This is a genomic window from Micrococcus sp. EWR3.9.1, from assembly GCF_052615555.1.
Genome location: NZ_JBQXFD010000005.1, coordinates 94315 through 110002 on the forward strand (window position 1 = coordinate 94315; position 15688 = coordinate 110002).

Below are 15688 nucleotides of genomic sequence, written 5' to 3' on the forward strand. Positions count from 1 at the left end.
ACGAGCCGGCGGGCCGCCAGGGCCGGCGTCGCACGGCGCACCGCGCCGGGTGTGGCGTGCGCTATATTCCACTGGCATGACGCAGATCACGCCTGAGCAGCCCCACGGCGCCCACCTCCTCGACGAGGCCGGCACGCGGCGCCGTCGCGGTGCCGCAGGCGACGACCTGATCGTCCTCGAGGGCGTGAACAAGCACTTCGGCGACTTCCACGCCCTCCGACAGATCGACCTGCGGATCCCGCGCGGCCAGGTGGCGATCGTCCTCGGCCCGTCGGGCTCCGGCAAGTCGACCCTGTGCCGCACGATCAACCGGCTCGAGACCATCGACGACGACGGCGGCCGCATCCTGATCGACGGGCGGCCGCTCCCCAGCGAGGGCCGGCAGCTCGCCCAACTGCGCGCCGAGATCGGCATGGTCTTCCAGTCGTTCAACCTCTTCGCACACAAGTCGATCCTGGAGAACGTCACCCTCGGGCCCATCAAGGTGAAGGGCAAGCGCCGGGCAGACGCCGAGCGGCACGCGATGGAGCTGCTCGAGCGCGTGGGCGTGGCCGCCCAGGCCAGGAAGATGCCGGCCCAGCTCTCCGGCGGGCAGCAGCAGCGCGTGGCCATCGCCCGTGCCCTGGCGATGGAGCCGAAGGCCCTGCTCTTCGACGAGCCGACCTCCGCCCTCGATCCCGAGATGGTGCAGGAGGTCCTCGACGTCATGGTCCAGCTCGCCGAGGGGGGCATGACCATGGTCGTGGTCACCCATGAGATGGGCTTCGCCCGCAAGGCCGGGGACCGCGTGGTCTTCATGGCCGACGGCGCCATCCTCGAGGACACCGACCCCGACACCTTCTTCACGAACCCCCGACACGAGCGCGCCCAGGACTTCCTGGGCAAGATCCTCGCGCACTGACCCCGTCCCCCGTCGCACCCCATCCGCACCGAACCAGAGGAGAGCACCATGCTCCGCACGAAGCTCCTGACCCTGTCCGCCGTCACCGCCGCGGCCGCGCTGTCCCTCACCGCCTGCGCGCCCTCCTCGTCGCAGGGCGGCGGTGGCGACGCCGCCGGCTCGTCTTCGGCCGGCGAGTCGACGTCGTCCGGCTCCGGCGAGCGCCTGCGCATCGGCATCAAGTTCGACCAGCCGGGCCTGGGCTACCGCGAGGGCTCGGCCCAGCCCACCGGCTTCGACACGGACGTGGCCCGCTACGTGGCGGACAAGCTCGGCGTGGCCGAGAAGGACATCGAGTGGGTCCAGACCCCGTCCGCGAACCGGGAGAACGCCCTGGAGAACGGCGAGGTCGACATGATCTTCGCGACGTACTCCATCACGGACGCCCGCAAGGAGCGCGTCGACTTCGCGGGCCCGTACTTCGTGGCCGGCCAGGACCTGCTGGTCCGCGCGGACGACACCGCGATCACCGGCCCCGAGTCCCTCGAGGGGAAGAACCTCTGCTCCGTCACCGGCTCCACCTCGGCCCAGAAGATCAAGGACCAGTTCGCCTCCGGCGTGAACCTGGTGGAGCAGGGCGGCTACGCCGAATGCGTGACCTACCTCGAGTCCGGCCAGGTGGACGCCGTGACCACGGACGACATCATCCTCGCGGGCTTGGCCGCCGCCGACGCCAACAAGGGCAAGTTCAAGGTCGTCGGCAACACCTTCACCACGGAGCGCTACGGCGTCGGTCTGCCGAAGGACTCGGAGCGGTGCGAGGACATCAACGAAGCCATCAAGGAGATGAAGGACTCCGGCGAGTGGGAGAAGGCCCTCGAGTCCAACACCGAGGGCACGGGCTACACCTACGACGAGACGCTGAACTCCGGCGAGGACGCCGAGTTCGAGCCCTGCGCCTGACGACCTGCGCCGCCGGGTGGGCCTGGGACGTGACCTGAACCGTCACCCTCGGCCCGCCCGGCGGCTCCCCTGCCCGTCAGCCTTGTCCCGACCCTCGGAGAAGTCATGGAATCGATCTCCTCGCTCCTCGCGGACTACGGCGCGGACATCCCGCTCGCGTTCTGGACGAACATCAGGCTCGCGTTCCTCGCGACCCTCGGCTCGTTCGTCCTCGGCGTGGTGCTCGCCCTGTTCCGCATCTCGCCCGTCCCCTCGCTGCGCGCCCTCGGCGCCGGCTACGTCAACGTGGTCCGCAACACCCCGCTCACGATCATCATGCTGCTCGGCGTGCTCGCCGTCTGGGGACAGCTGAAGATCAGCTTCTCGTCCGACTTCACGCTGAACTTCTTCATCTACGCCGTGATCGCCCTCTCGCTCTACCACGCGGGGTTCATGTGCGAGGCGATCCGCTCCGGCGTCAACACCGTCCCGCTCGGGCAGGCCGAGGCCGCCCGCTCCATCGGCCTGGGCTTCCTGCCCGCGGCCCGCCACGTGATCCTGCCCCAGGCGCTGCGCGGGGCCATCACCCCGCTGGGCAACACCGTGATCGCGCTGACCAAGAACACCACCGTCGCCGCCGCGGCGTCGGTGGCGGAGGCCTCGGGCCTGATGAAGCGCATGATCGAGTTCAGCCCGGACTTGATGGTGGCGATCTTCCTGACCTTCGCGATCGGCTTCTGCCTGATCGTCATCCCCATCGGCCTGCTGACCACGTGGGCCTCGGAGAAGTGGGCGGTGGCCCGATGAGTGCCCAGGCCTCCGTCCTCTTCGACGCCCCGGGTCCGATCGCCCGCCGGCGGATCCTCCTCGCCAACCTCGTCTCCCTCGCCGCGGTGTTGGTCGTGGCGGTGCTCGTGCTGATCCAGATGAACGCCACCGGCCAGCTCTCCGGCCGCCGCTGGCTGGCCGCCGTCGACGGCAACGCGTGGCGGAACTATTACCTGCCGGGCCTGCAGTTCACCCTGCAGTCCGCGGGCATCGCCGTGGTCTCCTCCGTGGTGTTCGGCCTGGTGTTCGGCTTCCTGCGGCTGGCCCCGGTCGGCCCGGTGCGCTGGCTGGCCGCCGTCGTCGTGGAGTTCTTCCGGGCCGTGCCGGTGCTCGTGATGATGGTGTTCTTCTACCAGCTGTTCGCACAGGTCGCGCGCTCCGGGGCGATCCAGCCCCAGGACGGCCCGTACTACGCGGTGATCGCGGCGCTGACCCTGTACAACGGGTCTGTGATCGCGGAGCTGGTGCGCTCCGGGGTGCGCTCGCTGCCGCGCGGCCAGCGCGAGGCGGCCGCGGCGGTGGGCATGACGAGCACCCAGTCCCTGCGGCTCGTGGAGGTGCCTCAGGCCCTCATCGCCATGCTGCCGTCGCTGCTGAGCCAGTTCGTGGTGATCCTCAAGGACTCGGCGCTGGGCTACCTCATCGGCTTCTTCGAACTCCTGCATTACGCCCGCCAGCTCGGCTCCGGCAACGGCAACATCCTGCAGTCCCTCGTGGTGGCCGCGATGATCTTCATCGTGATCAACTTCCTCCTCACCTGGGCGGCCACCCGGCTCTCGCGGCGGCTGTCGTCGCGGACGGCCGGCGACGCCAGCGCCCCCACGACCCCGCGCGTCGGGGCGCCCACGGACACGGCGGGCTGACCGGGCGGCGGGCGAGGCGGGCCCGCGGGTCGGGCGGCTGGCACCGGCCGACGTCGTCGGGTCAGCCGGCCAGCCAGGCCGCGAGCGCCGCGAGGCACGCGTGGACCGCCTCGCGGGACACGTGCTCGTCGTCCGTGTGGGCCAGCAGGGCGTCTCCGGGGCCGAAGTTGACCGCGGGCACGCCCAGCTGGGAGAACCGGGCCACGTCCGTCCACCCGTACTTGGGCTGGGGCTCTCCCCCGACGGCGGCGACGAACGCGGCGGCGGCCGGTCGGTCCAGACCGGGGCGGGCGGCGGGCGAGGCGTCGTCGATCCGCACCTGGGCGTCCCAGTCCACGCCGGCCCCCTCCAGCACCGCGCGCACGTGCGCGTGAGCCTGCTCGAGGGTCTTGTCCGGCGCGAACCGGTAGTTCAGGTCCACGGACGCCTCGTCCGGGATGACGTTGCCCGCGACGCCGCCGGCCACGCGGATCGCGTGCAGCCCCTCGCGGTACTCCAGGCCCTCCACCGTGACCGTGGCCGGCTCGTACGCCGCCAGGGCGGTGAGCACGGGGGCCAGCTTGTGGATCGCGTTGTCGCCGCGCCACGCACGGCCCGAGTGCGCCGCGACACCGGAGAAGGTGACGCGGTACCGGCACGTGCCGTTGCAGCCGCCCTCCACGACGCCGTCGGTCGGCTCGAGCAGCACCGCGAAGTCGCCCTCCAGCAGCTCGGGGGCCTGGCGGGCCACGCGGGCGAGGCCCGACAGGTCCGAGGAGACCTCCTCGTGGTCGTAGAACACCCACGTGACGTCGTGCACGGGGGTGGGGCCGTCCGCGCGGCCGAAGCGGCCGGCCAGGGCCAGCTGCACGGCGACGCCGGACTTCATGTCCACGGCCCCGCGGCCGTACAGCACGTCCCCGTCCCACGCCGAGGGCACGGTCCCGCGCGAGCCCGGCACGGTGGGCAGGGGCACCGTGTCCAGATGCCCGGCCAGGATCACGCGGGTCGGCCGCCCCAGAGCGGTGCGGGCGACGACGGCGTCCCCGAACCTCCGCACCTCGAGGCCGCCGAGGGCGCGCAGGGCCTGCTCGACGGCGTCGGCCAGCGGCCCCTCCTCCCCCGAGACGGAGCGCACGTCCAGCAGGGTGGCGGTGAGCGCCGCGACGTCGAGGTCCGGATCGGCGAGGTCGGGCAGGGTGTTGGGGGTGAGACTCATGTGTCCAGTCTACGGACGCGCCTCCCGTCGCCCCGCAGCGTGCCACCGCCACTCAGTAGGCTGAGGCGCATGACCCAGACCGCCGCACAGCAGCCCTCCTCCCGTCTCGTCTCCGGCCACGGCCTGGCCACCACGGCCGCCGACGGCGCCGTCCTGGACGTGTGGTTCCCCGCCCCCGTGGCCGGCCCGCTCTCCGCTGCGGACGCCTCGCTGCGCGACACCCTGCGCGCCCTCGCCGCGGACGACGCGGACCGCGGGACCACGCAGGCCGTCGTCGAGCTGGAAGTCGACCTGGACGCCGCCCCGGCCTCCACCGCGGACGCGTGGCTGCGCCTGCACGCCCTCTCGCACCGCCTGGCGCGGCCGAACGAGCTCAACCTCGACGGCGTCTTCGGGCTGCTCACCAACGTGGTGTGGACGAACCACGGACCCTGCGCGGTCGCCGACTTCGAGCTGACGCGGGCGAGGCTGCGTGCCCGCGGCGCCGTGCAGGTGTACGGCGTGGACAAGTTCCCGCGCATGACGGACTACGTCGTGCCCTCCGGGGTGCGCATCGGCGACGCGGACCGGGTGCGCCTGGGCGCCCACCTGGCCGAGGGGACGACCGTGATGCACGAGGGCTTCGTCAACTTCAACGCGGGCACCCTGGGGCACTCGATGGTGGAGGGCCGGATCTCGGCCGGCGTCGTGGTGGGCGACGGGTCCGACGTCGGAGGCGGCGCGTCCATCATGGGCACGCTCTCCGGCGGCGGCACCCAGCGGATCGTGATCGGCGAGCACGTGCTGCTCGGCGCGAACTCCGGCGTGGGCATCTCCGTCGGCGACGACTGCGTGGTCGAGGCCGGTCTGTACGTCACCGCGGGCACGCGCGTGAGCGTGCTCCAGGACGGCGAGGCGGCGCGGACCGTGAAGGCCGTGGACCTCTCCGGCGTGCCGAACCTGCTGTTCCGCCGCAACTCCACCACGGGCCGGGTCGAGGCCCTCCCCCGCGCCGGCCGGACCGTCGAACTGAACGCTGCGCTGCACGCGAACTGACCCGTCGCGCCAGGCCCGCGGCTCTTCCCTCCCCTCCCCGTTCCCCGCCGCGTTGGGGGGCGATTTCCGGTGGTATCCCGCCGGGATAACGCCCACTATCGCCCCCGGAGCTCCACGGCGGTCCGGGGGCGGGGCGACGACGGCGGCACGCGGCGCGGGCCGCCGGCTCCTGCACAGCGGCGCTCGCCCCGCGCGTCGTCCCCGTGCCACGTCCACCTCGCCCCGGGCGCCCCGCCGGTGTCGTCCGATGGGTGCATGCCGCGCGTCGTGACTCCTCTGCCGCCCGACCAGCCCGCCGTCCTGTTGGCCACGGACCTGGCCCGACTGGGACTGCCGCCCGACCGCGCCCGCCGGTCGGACCTGGAGCGGGTGGGGCAGGGCATCCACCGGCAGCGGGCGCACCCTGGCACGGGATGGGCCGACCTGGGCCTGCCCGAGCCCGGGCACGGCTTCTCCCCCGATCACCTCGCCGCGCTTCTGCGCCGACGCCCGGATGCCGTCCTCTCCCACGAGACCGCGGCCCACCTGCACGGTCTGCCGATGCCCGCGCGTGCCTGGCGGCGGCGCGACCCGGCGACCGGCGAGCTCGACGTCGACCCGCCGGTTCACCTCACCGTGGCCCGGGGGACACGACGCGTCCGGCGGGCTGGTCTGATGGACCACCGGCGGCCGCTGGCGCCCGAGTTCGTCACGCACGTGCACGGCCTGCGCGTCACCACGGTCGATCGCACCTGGCTGGACCTGTGCTCCCTGACTCCCCCGTGGACGTTCGAGGACCTCGTGGCCGCCGGGGACCACGCCGTCCGGCACCCGTGGACGCCCGCGGGCCGGACGGATCCGGCCACCACGATCGCCGCGCTGCGGTCGGCGCTGCACGCGTCCGGACGCTTCCACGGCCGCCCGGCCGCCCGGGAGGCGCTGGATTCCGTTCGCGTCGGGGCGGACTCGCCGCCCGAGACCCGCCTGCGCCTCGCCCTCGTGGCCGGCGGGCTGCCGGAGCCGGGGCTGCAGGCCGCGCTCGAACCCGAGGACCCCTTCTCCCCCGTGGCCGACCTCGCCTACCGCCACGTGCGCCTGGCCCTGCAGTACGACGGTGCCGGGCACCGCACGCGGGAGCAGCAGGCGCGCGACGCCCGCCGGGACCGCTACGGCCAGGCGCGCGGCTGGACGACGCTCCGCGTCACCTGGGCCGATGGGCGCGAGGACTTCCGTGGCGTCGTCGCGGTGGTCCGACGCCGCCTCGGCCACTCCGCCTCGACATGAAGACGCTCCGGCGAACGCATTGGGGGCGGTTTCGGGTGGTATTCCGTCGGAATACCACCCGAAACCGCCCCCAAACGCAGGGTCAGCGCCCCAGGGTCAGCGCCCCCGGGTCAGCGCTGCGGGTACTGGCGCAGCTGCTCGCCCACGTAGATCTGGCGCGGGCGGCCGATCTTGGTGGCCGGGTCCTCCATGAGCTCGCGCCACTGGGCGATCCAGCCGGGCAGGCGGCCCAGGGCGAAGAGGACGGTGAACATCTTCTCCGGGAAGCCCATGGCCTTGTAGATCACGCCGGTGTAGAAGTCGACGTTCGGGTAGAGCTTGCGCTCCACGAAGTAGTCGTCGGCGAGGGCCTTCTCCTCGAGACGCTGGGCGATCTCCAGCAGCTCGTCGTTGCCGCCCATCTTGCCCAGGATGTCCTCGGCGGTCTTCTTGATGATCTTGGCCCGCGGGTCGTAGTTCTTGTACACGCGGTGCCCGAAGCCCATCAGACGGACGCCGTCCTCCTTGTTCTTCACCTTCTCCATGAAGTCCTCGGGCGTGATGCCCTCCGACTTGATCTTCCGGAGCATGTTCAGCACGGCCTCGTTGGCGCCACCGTGCAGCGGGCCGTAGAGGGCGTTGATGCCGGCGGACACCGAGGCGAACAGGTTGGCCTGGGTGGAGCCGACCAGGCGCACCGTCGAGGTGGAGGCGTTCTGCTCGTGGTCCGCGTGCAGCATGAGCAGCAGGTCGAGGGCCTTGACCACGTCCGGGTCGATGTCGTATTCCTCGGCCGGCACGCCGAAGCACAGGCGGAGGAAGTTCTCCACGTAGTTCAGCGAGTTGTGCGGGTACATGAACGGCTGGCCCAGCGACTTCTTGAACGCGTAGGAGGCCAGCACCGGCAGCTTGCCCAGCAGACGCACGGTGGAGATGTGGACCTGCTCCGGATCGTGCGGGTCCAGGGAGTCCGGGTAGAACGTGGACAGCCCGGACACGGAGGAGGACAGCACCGGCATGGGGTGCGCGTCCCGCGGGAAGCCGTTGAAGAACAGCTTGAGGTCCTCGTGCACCATGTTGTGGCGCAGGATGTTGGTCTCCCAGGCCTCCAGGGTCTCCTGGGACTCGGGCAGCTCACCGTAGATCAGCAGGTAGGCCACCTCCATGAACGAGGAGTGCTCGGCGAGGTCCTCGATGGCGTAGCCGCGGTAGCGCAGGATGCCCTGGTCGCCGTCGATGAACGTGACGGCCGACTTGGCGTTCGCCGTGTTCATGAAGCCCGGGTCGTAGGTGACGTCGCCGGTCTCCTTCAGGAGCGGGGCGATGTTGATGCCGTTGTTGCCCTCTGTGGCGTACTCGACGCCCAGGTCCAGGCTCTGCTCGCCGACGGTCAGCCGGACGGACTCGTGATGGGTCACGGGTGTGCTCCCTCGTCTTGTCTTCTCGATGGCCCGGGTTCGCACGCCCATGTGGGCGCGCCCACGCGGGGACGACTCTGCTCCAAACTATCAAGGACCGGCCCGGGACGCGCGGTCGCTTCCCCCGACGACGGCCCCCGACCCCGGCTCAGCCGGTCCGCGGCCCGCGGGCCGTGAGTCTCGCCGCGGCCCGGGCGACCGCCTCGTCCGTGGCGGTGATCGCCACGCGGACGTAGCCGTCGCCGCCGGCACCGTAGAACACGCCGGGCCCGGCGATGATGCCCAGGTCCGCCAGGTCGCCCAGCAGGTCCCACGAGTCCTGCGCCGTGGCGTCGGCCGGGTCCAGGTCCGCCCGCCGGGTCCACAGGTACAGCCCCGCCTCGGAGTGGTCCACCGTGTGGCCGGAGGCCTCCAGCGCGGTGCGCAGCGCGTCCCGACGGCGGCGGTAGCGGTCCTTCTGCTCCGCGACGTGTGCGTCGTCGGCCAGGGCCACGGCCATCGCGTGCTGCACCGGGGCGGGCACGATCATGCCCGCGTGCTTGCGGGTGTTGATCAGGGTCGCCACGAGCTGCGGATCCCCCGCGGCGAACGCGGCGCGGTAGCCGGCGAGGTTGGACTGCTTGGACAGCGAGTAGACGCTCAGCAGGCCCGTCAGGTCGCCACCGGAGACCTCGTCGGACAGGATGCAGGGCACGACGGCCCCGTCCCACGCGTCCCAGCCGAGCTCGGCGTAGCACTCGTCCCCGCACACCACGGCGCCCACGTCACGGGCGGCGTCCACCGTGCGGCGCAGCGCCGCCGCGTCCAGCACGGCGCCGGTGGGGTTGGCCGGCGAGTTGGTCCACACGAGGCGCACCCGCTCCCGCACCTCGGGCGCCAGCGCGTCGAGGTCGTCCGCGGCCACGGCCTCCGCCCCGGCCAGCAGCGCGCCCACCGCATAGGTGGGGTAGGCGGCCTCGGGGTGGACGACGACGTCGCCTGCGCCCAGCCCGAGCAGCGTGGGCAGCCACGCGATGAACTCCTTGGACCCGACCGTGGGCACCACGGCCGCCGGGTCCAGCCCGGACACCCCGCGACGCCGGGCGTACCAGTCGACGACCGCGCGGCGCAGGTCGTCCGTGCCGTGCGTCGTCGGGTAGCCGTGCGCGTCGGCGGCCTCGGTCAGGGCCCGGCGGATCAGCGCCGGCGTCGGATCCACGGGCGTGCCGATGGACAGGTCCGCGACGCCGTCCGGGTGGGCGGCGGCACGCTCACGGTAGGGGGTGAGCGTGTCCCACGGGTAGTCCGGCAGCGTCAGCATGGGGCTCAGGCGTCCGCGTTCTGCAGGGGCAGAGCGGAGATGATCGGGTGGTCCTTGGCGATCATGCCCAGCTTGGCGGCGCCGCCCGGGGAGCCCAGGTCGTCGAAGAACTCGACGTTGGCCTTGTAGTACTCGGCCCACTCCTCGGGGGTGTCGTCCTCGTAGTAGATGGCCTCGACGGGGCACACCGGCTCGCACGCACCGCAGTCGACGCATTCGTCCGGGTGGATGTAGAGCATGCGCTCACCCTCGTAGATGCAGTCCACGGGGCATTCGTCGATGCACGCCTTGTCCTTGACGTCCACACACGGCAACGCGATCACGTAGGTCATGGCTGACCGTCCACCTCTCTCTGGGCACGGGGTTGCGGGGCTGCGGTCCAGGGTACTCGCTCCCCCGGACGCGTTTCGCGGGCGGTCACAGTGGCCCGGCGGGGGCGCGTGGCGGCCTCGGCGGCCTCCGCGGGTCGGCGGTCCAGCCGCCGGCCCGCGGCCAACAGGACCATACCGAGCACCGGCTGGCCGACGTTCCAGGCCACGGAGGCGACGACGGCGCCCGGCGCCGCCGCCCACAGGCCGGCCGTCCAGGACAACCCCAGGGCGTCGTCCACCGGCAGGCGCTGCAGGGCCAGGACGGCGGTGAACGCGCCGGCGACGACCGCGGCCCCCGCCGGCAGGGCGCGCCCGCCGCGGCCCGCGCGTCGGACCATCCACCAGCGCTGTGTCGAGCCCACGAGCACAAGCGCCAGCACCGCACCCCAGGGCAGGGTCCAGCCGCCCGGCAGGGAGGCCAGGTTCAGATGGACGGCGGTGCCGAGCGCGCCGGCGACGACGCCGAGCAACGCCCCGCCCACCACGTCGGCGGGCCGGGCGCGGCGGCGGGGACGCTCAGGCACGGGCGCGGGCGCGCGCGGCCTTCAGGCGCTCATTGGCGTCCAGGACGACCTTGCGGATGCGGATGTCCTCGGGGGTGATCTCCACGCACTCGTCCTCGCGGGCGAACTCGAGGGACTCCTCGAGGGTGAGCCGGCGCGGGGGCGTCAGGCCCTCGAACGACTCGGAGGAGGCCGCACGCATGTTGGTGAGCTTCTTCTCCTTGGTGATGTTCACGTCCATGTCGTCGGCGCGCGAGTTCTCGCCCACGATCATGCCCTCGTACACCTCAGCGCCCGGCTGCACGAAGAAGGTGCCGCGCTCCTGCAGGTTGATCATGGCGAACGGCGTGGCGGTGCCCGCCCGGTCGGCCACGAGGGAGCCGTTGGTGCGGTACTCGATCTCACCGGTCCACGGCTCGTAGCCGGCCGCGTAGGAGGAGGCGATGCCTGCGCCGCGGGTCTCGGTGAGGAAGCGGGTGCGGAACCCGATCAGGCCGCGGGCCGGGACCAGGAACTCCATGCGGATCCAGCCCGTGCCGTGGTTGGACATCTCCTGCATGCGGCCCTTGCGCGCGGCCATGAGCTGCGTGACCGCGCCCATGAACTCCTCGGGGATGTCGATGGTCATGCGCTCCATCGGCTCGTGGACCTTGCCGTCCACGGTCCGGGTGACCACCTGCGGCTTGCCCACGGTGAGCTCGAAGCCCTCGCGACGCATCTGCTCCACGAGGATGGCCAGGGCGAGCTCGCCGCGGCCCTGCACCTCCCACGCATCCGGGCGCTCGGTGGGGAGCACCTTGAGCGAGACGTTGCCGATCAGCTCCTTGTCCAGGCGGTCCTTCACCTGGCGGGCCGTGACCTTGGCGCCCTTGACGCGGCCGGCCAGCGGGGAGGTGTTGATGCCCACGGTCATGGAGATGGCCGGGTCGTCCACCGTGATCAGCGGCAGCGGCTTCGGGTTCTCCGCGTCGGTGAGGGTCTCACCGATCATGATGTCCTCGATGCCGGCGACGGCGACGATCTCGCCCGGGCCGGCCTCCTCCGCGGGCACGCGCCCGAGGCCCTTGGTGGCCAGCAGCTCGGTGATCTTCACGGTCTTCAGGGCGCCGTCCTGGCGGGCCCACGCGACCTGCTGGCCCTTGCGAAGGGTGCCGTTGAAGATGCGCAGCAGCGCGAGGCGGCCGAGGAACGGGGAGGCGTCCAGGTTGGTGACGTGCGCCTGGAGGACCTCGCCCTCGGTGTAGGACGGGGCCGGGATGTGCTCCATGATCACGTTGAAGAGGGCCTCGAGGTCCTCGGCCTCCGGCAGGGCGCCGTCGGCGGGCTGGGTCAGGGAGGCGCGGCCGGCCTTGCCCGAGGCGTAGACGACGGGGACGTCCAGCACCGAGTCGAGGTCCAGGTCCGGGTCCTCCTCGGCCAGGTCCGAGGCCAGGCCGAGCAGCAGGTCCATGGAGTCGGAGACGACCCCGTCGATGCGCGCGTCGGGGCGGTCCGTCTTGTTGACCACAAGGATCACGGGCAGCTTGGCCGCGAGGGCCTTGCGGAGCACGAAGCGGGTCTGGGGCAGCGGGCCCTCGGAGGAGTCCACGAGGAGCACGACGCCGTCCACCATGGACAGGCCGCGCTCCACCTCGCCGCCGAAGTCGGCGTGGCCGGGGGTGTCGATCACGTTGATGGTGACGGTCTCGCCCTCGGGGGCGGACGGGCCGGAGTAGAACACCGTGGTGTTCTTGGCGAGGATCGTGATCCCCTTCTCCTTCTCCAGGTCCCCGGAGTCCATGACCCGCTCGGCGACGTCGCCGTGCGTGTTGAAGGCACCGGTCTGGCGCAGCATGGCGTCCACCAACGTGGTCTTGCCATGGTCCACGTGGGCCACGATGGCCACGTTGCGCAGATCGGAGCGGCGGGTTTCGGTCGAGGTCATGGGCGTCCTGTCCGGTTCGACATCAAAGGGGTGGAGGCACACGCCGACGGCGGCCCCCGTGCGATTGTACGCGCAGGGGCCGCCGTGGACAGGCGGGCCGGTGGGCCCGAGCGGTCAGTAGACGCCCTCGCCGAGGGAGGCGAGGAATTCCCGGCGCTCCTGGCGACGCTCCGCCTGCTGGTCCGGGTCCGGCACGGGCGCCGCCGCCAGGAGGCGACGGGTGTACTCCTCCTTCGGACGGTGGAGCACCTCCTCCGTGGGGCCCTGCTCCACCTGGCGGCCGTCCTTGAGGACGAGCACCTTGTGGGCCAGCATGTCCACCACCGCGAGGTCGTGAGACACGAACAGGCACGCGAACTCGTAGCGCTGCTGCAGCTCCGCGAACATGTCCAGCACGGCGGCCTGGACGGACACGTCCAGGGCCGAGGTCGGCTCGTCCGCGATGAGCACCTGGGGGTCCAGGGTCAGGGCGCGCGCGATCGAGATGCGCTGGCGCTGACCGCCGGAGAGCTCGTGCGGGTACCGGTTCACCACGGAGCGCGGCAGACGCACCGCATCCAGCAGCTCCTCGGCGCGGGCCAGGCGCGAGCGCCGGTCCCCCACCTTGTGCACGACCATCGGCTCGGTGATGATGTCGCCGATCGGGAACCGCGGGTCCAGTGAGGCCGCCGGGTCCTGGAAGACCACGCCGATGTTCTTGCGTAGGGCGCGCTGCTCGGCCTTGCGCATCGTCGCCAGATCGTGGCCCTGGATGCGCAGAGAGCCCTCCGCGATGGTGAGCAGACCGAGCACCGACTTGGCGATGGTGGACTTGCCCGAGCCGGACTCGCCCACCAGGCCCAGGATCTCGCCCGGGGCCACCTGGAAGCTGACGTCGTGGACCACGCGGTTCTTCTTGCCGCGGTGGTCGTACTCGAGGTGGAGGTTCTCCGCCTCGATCGCGTACCGGGCCTGCGTCTGCGTGGCCGTGACCGGCTCCGGCTCCGCCACCTCGAGGGGCTCGCCGAGGCGCGGCACCGCCGAGAGCAGCTTCTGGGTGTAGGGGTGCCGGGCGTGCTGGAGCACCTGGTGCACCGAGCCCTGCTCCACGAGCTCGCCGTGGAGCATCACGCACACGCGGTCCGCCATGTCCGCCACCACGCCCATGTTGTGCGTGATGAGCAGGATGCCGGTGTTCATCTTGTTCTTCAGGGAACGCAGCAACTCCAGGATCTCGGCCTGGACCGTCACGTCGAGCGCCGTGGTGGGCTCGTCCGCGATGATCACCTTCGGCGAGCAGCTGATCGCCATCGCGATGACGATGCGCTGGCGCTGGCCGCCCGAGAACTGGTGGGGGTACTGCTTGAGGCGGGTGGCGGCGTCGGGGATGCCCACCATGGTGAGCAGCTCGACGGCGCGCTTGTCCGCCTCGGTGCCGTAGGCGATGCCGTGCAGCTCGAGGGCCTCCGTGAGCTGGTCTCCCACGGTGAGGACGGGGTTCAGGGCCGTCATGGGCTCCTGGAACACCATCGCCACCTCGTCGCCGCGGATGCCGCGCAGCTGCCCCGGGGTCATGGTGAGCACCTCGCGGCCGGCCAGCTTCACGGAGCCGGTGACGTCCGCATTGCCCGGGAGCAGGCCCATGGCGGTGGCGCTCGTGACGGACTTGCCGGAGCCGGACTCGCCCACGAGGGCGACGACCTCGCCGGGCTTGACGTCGAACGTCACACCCTTGACCGCGTGCACCTCGCCGAACTCGGTCGCGAACTTCACGTCCACGTCGCGGAAGGCGAGCACCGGCTCGCCGCCCAGGTCGTCGTGGCGGGCCACGACGCCCATCGCGCTCGTCGCGGGGCCCGGAGGCACGCCGCCGGCGCCGGAGGAGCCGGGCACGGCGGCGCCGCGCGCCTCGAGGTCGGCCGACGACGCCGCGTGCGAGCCCTGCCCGCCGGCGGTCACGTCGTTCTCGTTCTTCTTGCCGAACATGGATCGGCCTTTCTTGTCGTTCGCGCTCATCGCTGACCGTCCTCGTCCGCGTCGGAGATCCGTGCGGATCCGCCGGCCTCCTCCGCGGGGGCCTCGATCCGGCCGGCCGTCGGGGCCGCGGCCAGACCGCCCGCCGTCGTCGCACCGGCCTCGGTGGCGGCCGCGCGGCGACCGAAGAAGCGGGGCCTGCGGTGGGCGCCCGCACCCTGGCGTGGGTCGAAGGCGTCGCGCAGGCCGTCGCCGAGGAAGTTCACGGACAGGGCGATCGCGAGGATGATCATGCCGGGCCACCAGAACAGCCACGGACGGGTGGTGAACGCGTTCTGGTAGTCGGAGATGAGCAGGCCCAGGGACGAGTCCGGCGCCTTCACGCCGAAGCCGAGGAAGGACAGCGAGGTCTCCAGCAGCACCGCGCCCGCAATCGCGAACGTCGCGTTCACGACGATCACGCCGATCGTGTTGGGCAGCAGGTGCTTGAAGATCAGGCGGCCCGGCTTGGCGCCCATGGCGACGGCGGCCGCCACGAACTCCTTCTCGCGCAGGGACAGGACCTCGCCGCGCACGAGGCGGGCCAGGGACGTCCAGGACACGAGGCCGAGCACCACCGCGAGCGGGAGGATGCCCATCTTCATGCCGCTGGCCATCTGGCCGAGCACCGCGGCGAGCACGAGCAGCGGGATGACGATGATCAGGTCGGTCAGGCGCATCAGGACGGAGTCGACCCAGCCGCCGAAGTACCCGGACACGGCGCCGACGATCGCGCCGATCACGGTGGAGAGCAGGCCCACGATGGCCGCGATGATCATGGACTGCTGGGTCCCGCGCATCACGAGGGCGAAGTAGTCCTTGCCCGTGGTGTCCTGGCCGAAGGGGTGCTCGCCCCAGCGGAGGCCCTCGCCCCCGAAGGCCTGCGGCACGACCGACAGCGTCGGGCGACCGCCGTTCACCACGGAGGCCGCGGCCGTGTAGGACTTGTCCCACCAGCCGGGGATGCCGGCGAAGCCGATGGAGGAGAACGCCATCAGCGTGATGAAGACCAGCACGATCAGGGAGATCATCGCCGCCTTGTGGCGGAAGAACCGCTTGCGGACCAGGGCGCCCTGGGAGTAGGACTTCCCGGCCTTGGCGCGGAGCTTGGCGTCCTCCGCCTCCGCAAGGTCGAAGATCTGCTTCTCGTCGAGCTGCGCGCCCGTCATCGAGGAGTTGTTGGTGGTCATCT

14 protein-coding genes are annotated in these 15688 nt (G+C 71.8%); 6 read left to right on the plus strand and 8 right to left on the minus strand.

Annotated elements, in window-relative coordinates; translation table 11 throughout:
• Nucleotides 1-166: 166 nt before the first annotated feature.
• The 4 genes from ACUJ8O_RS04975 to ACUJ8O_RS04990 all read left to right on the plus strand — a co-directional run bounded on the left by ACUJ8O_RS04975 (nt 167) and on the right by ACUJ8O_RS04990 (nt 3513).
• Nucleotides 167-901 carry an amino acid ABC transporter ATP-binding protein gene (locus tag ACUJ8O_RS04975; RefSeq protein ID WP_129866787.1) on the plus strand — a complete coding sequence of 245 codons (735 nt, stop codon included), beginning with the start codon at nt 167-169 and terminating at the stop codon, nt 899-901.
• A gap of 48 nt (nt 902-949) precedes the next feature.
• The gene (locus tag ACUJ8O_RS04980) at nt 950-1843 is read left to right on the plus strand and encodes a glutamate ABC transporter substrate-binding protein (protein WP_060973724.1); all 894 of its coding nucleotides are present in this window, start codon (nt 950-952) and stop codon (nt 1841-1843) included.
• A 105-nt stretch (nt 1844-1948) separates the two neighbouring features.
• A complete protein-coding gene (locus ACUJ8O_RS04985) occupies nt 1949-2629 on the plus strand; it encodes an amino acid ABC transporter permease (RefSeq protein WP_207476229.1) in 681 nt (226 codons plus the stop codon).
• Nucleotides 2626-3513, plus strand: a complete 888-nt coding sequence (locus tag ACUJ8O_RS04990; protein ID WP_069941891.1) for an amino acid ABC transporter permease — start codon at nt 2626-2628, stop codon at nt 3511-3513. Before ACUJ8O_RS04985 ends, ACUJ8O_RS04990 begins: the two co-directional genes overlap by 4 nt.
• 61 nt (nt 3514-3574) lie before the next feature.
• Here the strand turns inward: ACUJ8O_RS04990 and dapE are convergent, their stop codons facing one another.
• Complete coding sequence (dapE, locus tag ACUJ8O_RS04995) at nt 3575-4711, minus strand: succinyl-diaminopimelate desuccinylase (RefSeq protein WP_371506662.1); 1137 nt, start codon at nt 4709-4711, stop codon at nt 3575-3577.
• A 69-nt stretch (nt 4712-4780) separates the two neighbouring features.
• On the opposite strand from dapE, the gene dapD reads away from it, so the two are divergent.
• Together dapD and ACUJ8O_RS05005 are read left to right on the plus strand one after the other, a co-directional pair.
• Nucleotides 4781-5746, plus strand: a complete 966-nt coding sequence (dapD, locus tag ACUJ8O_RS05000; protein WP_371506663.1) for a 2,3,4,5-tetrahydropyridine-2,6-dicarboxylate N-succinyltransferase — start codon at nt 4781-4783, stop codon at nt 5744-5746.
• Nucleotides 5747-6001: 255 nt separating this feature from the next.
• A complete protein-coding gene (locus tag ACUJ8O_RS05005; protein WP_095347503.1) occupies nt 6002-7009 on the plus strand; it encodes a DUF559 domain-containing protein in 1008 nt (335 codons plus the stop codon).
• A gap of 110 nt (nt 7010-7119) precedes the next feature.
• On the opposite strand, the gene ACUJ8O_RS05010 is transcribed toward ACUJ8O_RS05005, so the two are convergent.
• From ACUJ8O_RS05010 to ACUJ8O_RS05040, 7 genes are all read right to left on the minus strand, one after another.
• Nucleotides 7120-8406 carry a citrate synthase gene (locus tag ACUJ8O_RS05010; RefSeq protein WP_095347502.1) on the minus strand — a complete coding sequence of 429 codons (1287 nt, stop codon included), beginning with the start codon at nt 8404-8406 and terminating at the stop codon, nt 7120-7122.
• A 148-nt stretch (nt 8407-8554) separates the two neighbouring features.
• Nucleotides 8555-9706, minus strand: a complete 1152-nt coding sequence (dapC, locus tag ACUJ8O_RS05015) for a succinyldiaminopimelate transaminase (protein WP_127435468.1) — start codon at nt 9704-9706, stop codon at nt 8555-8557.
• Between the two features lie 5 nt (nt 9707-9711).
• A complete protein-coding gene (gene fdxA / locus ACUJ8O_RS05020) occupies nt 9712-10038 on the minus strand; it encodes a ferredoxin (RefSeq protein WP_036316465.1) in 327 nt (108 codons plus the stop codon).
• Complete coding sequence (locus ACUJ8O_RS05025) at nt 10035-10601, minus strand: hypothetical protein (protein ID WP_036316464.1); 567 nt, start codon at nt 10599-10601, stop codon at nt 10035-10037. The genes fdxA and ACUJ8O_RS05025 overlap by 4 nt, the downstream gene beginning before the upstream one ends.
• Nucleotides 10594-12504 carry a translational GTPase TypA gene (gene typA / locus ACUJ8O_RS05030; RefSeq protein WP_036339171.1) on the minus strand — a complete coding sequence of 637 codons (1911 nt, stop codon included), beginning with the start codon at nt 12502-12504 and terminating at the stop codon, nt 10594-10596. The genes ACUJ8O_RS05025 and typA overlap by 8 nt, the downstream gene beginning before the upstream one ends.
• A 114-nt stretch (nt 12505-12618) precedes the next feature.
• Nucleotides 12619-14499 (minus strand): ABC transporter ATP-binding protein, encoded by a 1881-nt coding sequence (locus ACUJ8O_RS05035; protein ID WP_445373202.1) that lies wholly within the window; start codon nt 14497-14499, stop codon nt 12619-12621.
• Nucleotides 14496-15686, minus strand: a complete 1191-nt coding sequence (locus tag ACUJ8O_RS05040) for an ABC transporter permease (RefSeq protein ID WP_445373212.1) — start codon at nt 15684-15686, stop codon at nt 14496-14498. The genes ACUJ8O_RS05035 and ACUJ8O_RS05040 overlap by 4 nt, the downstream gene beginning before the upstream one ends.
• Nucleotides 15687-15688 lie beyond the last annotated feature (2 nt).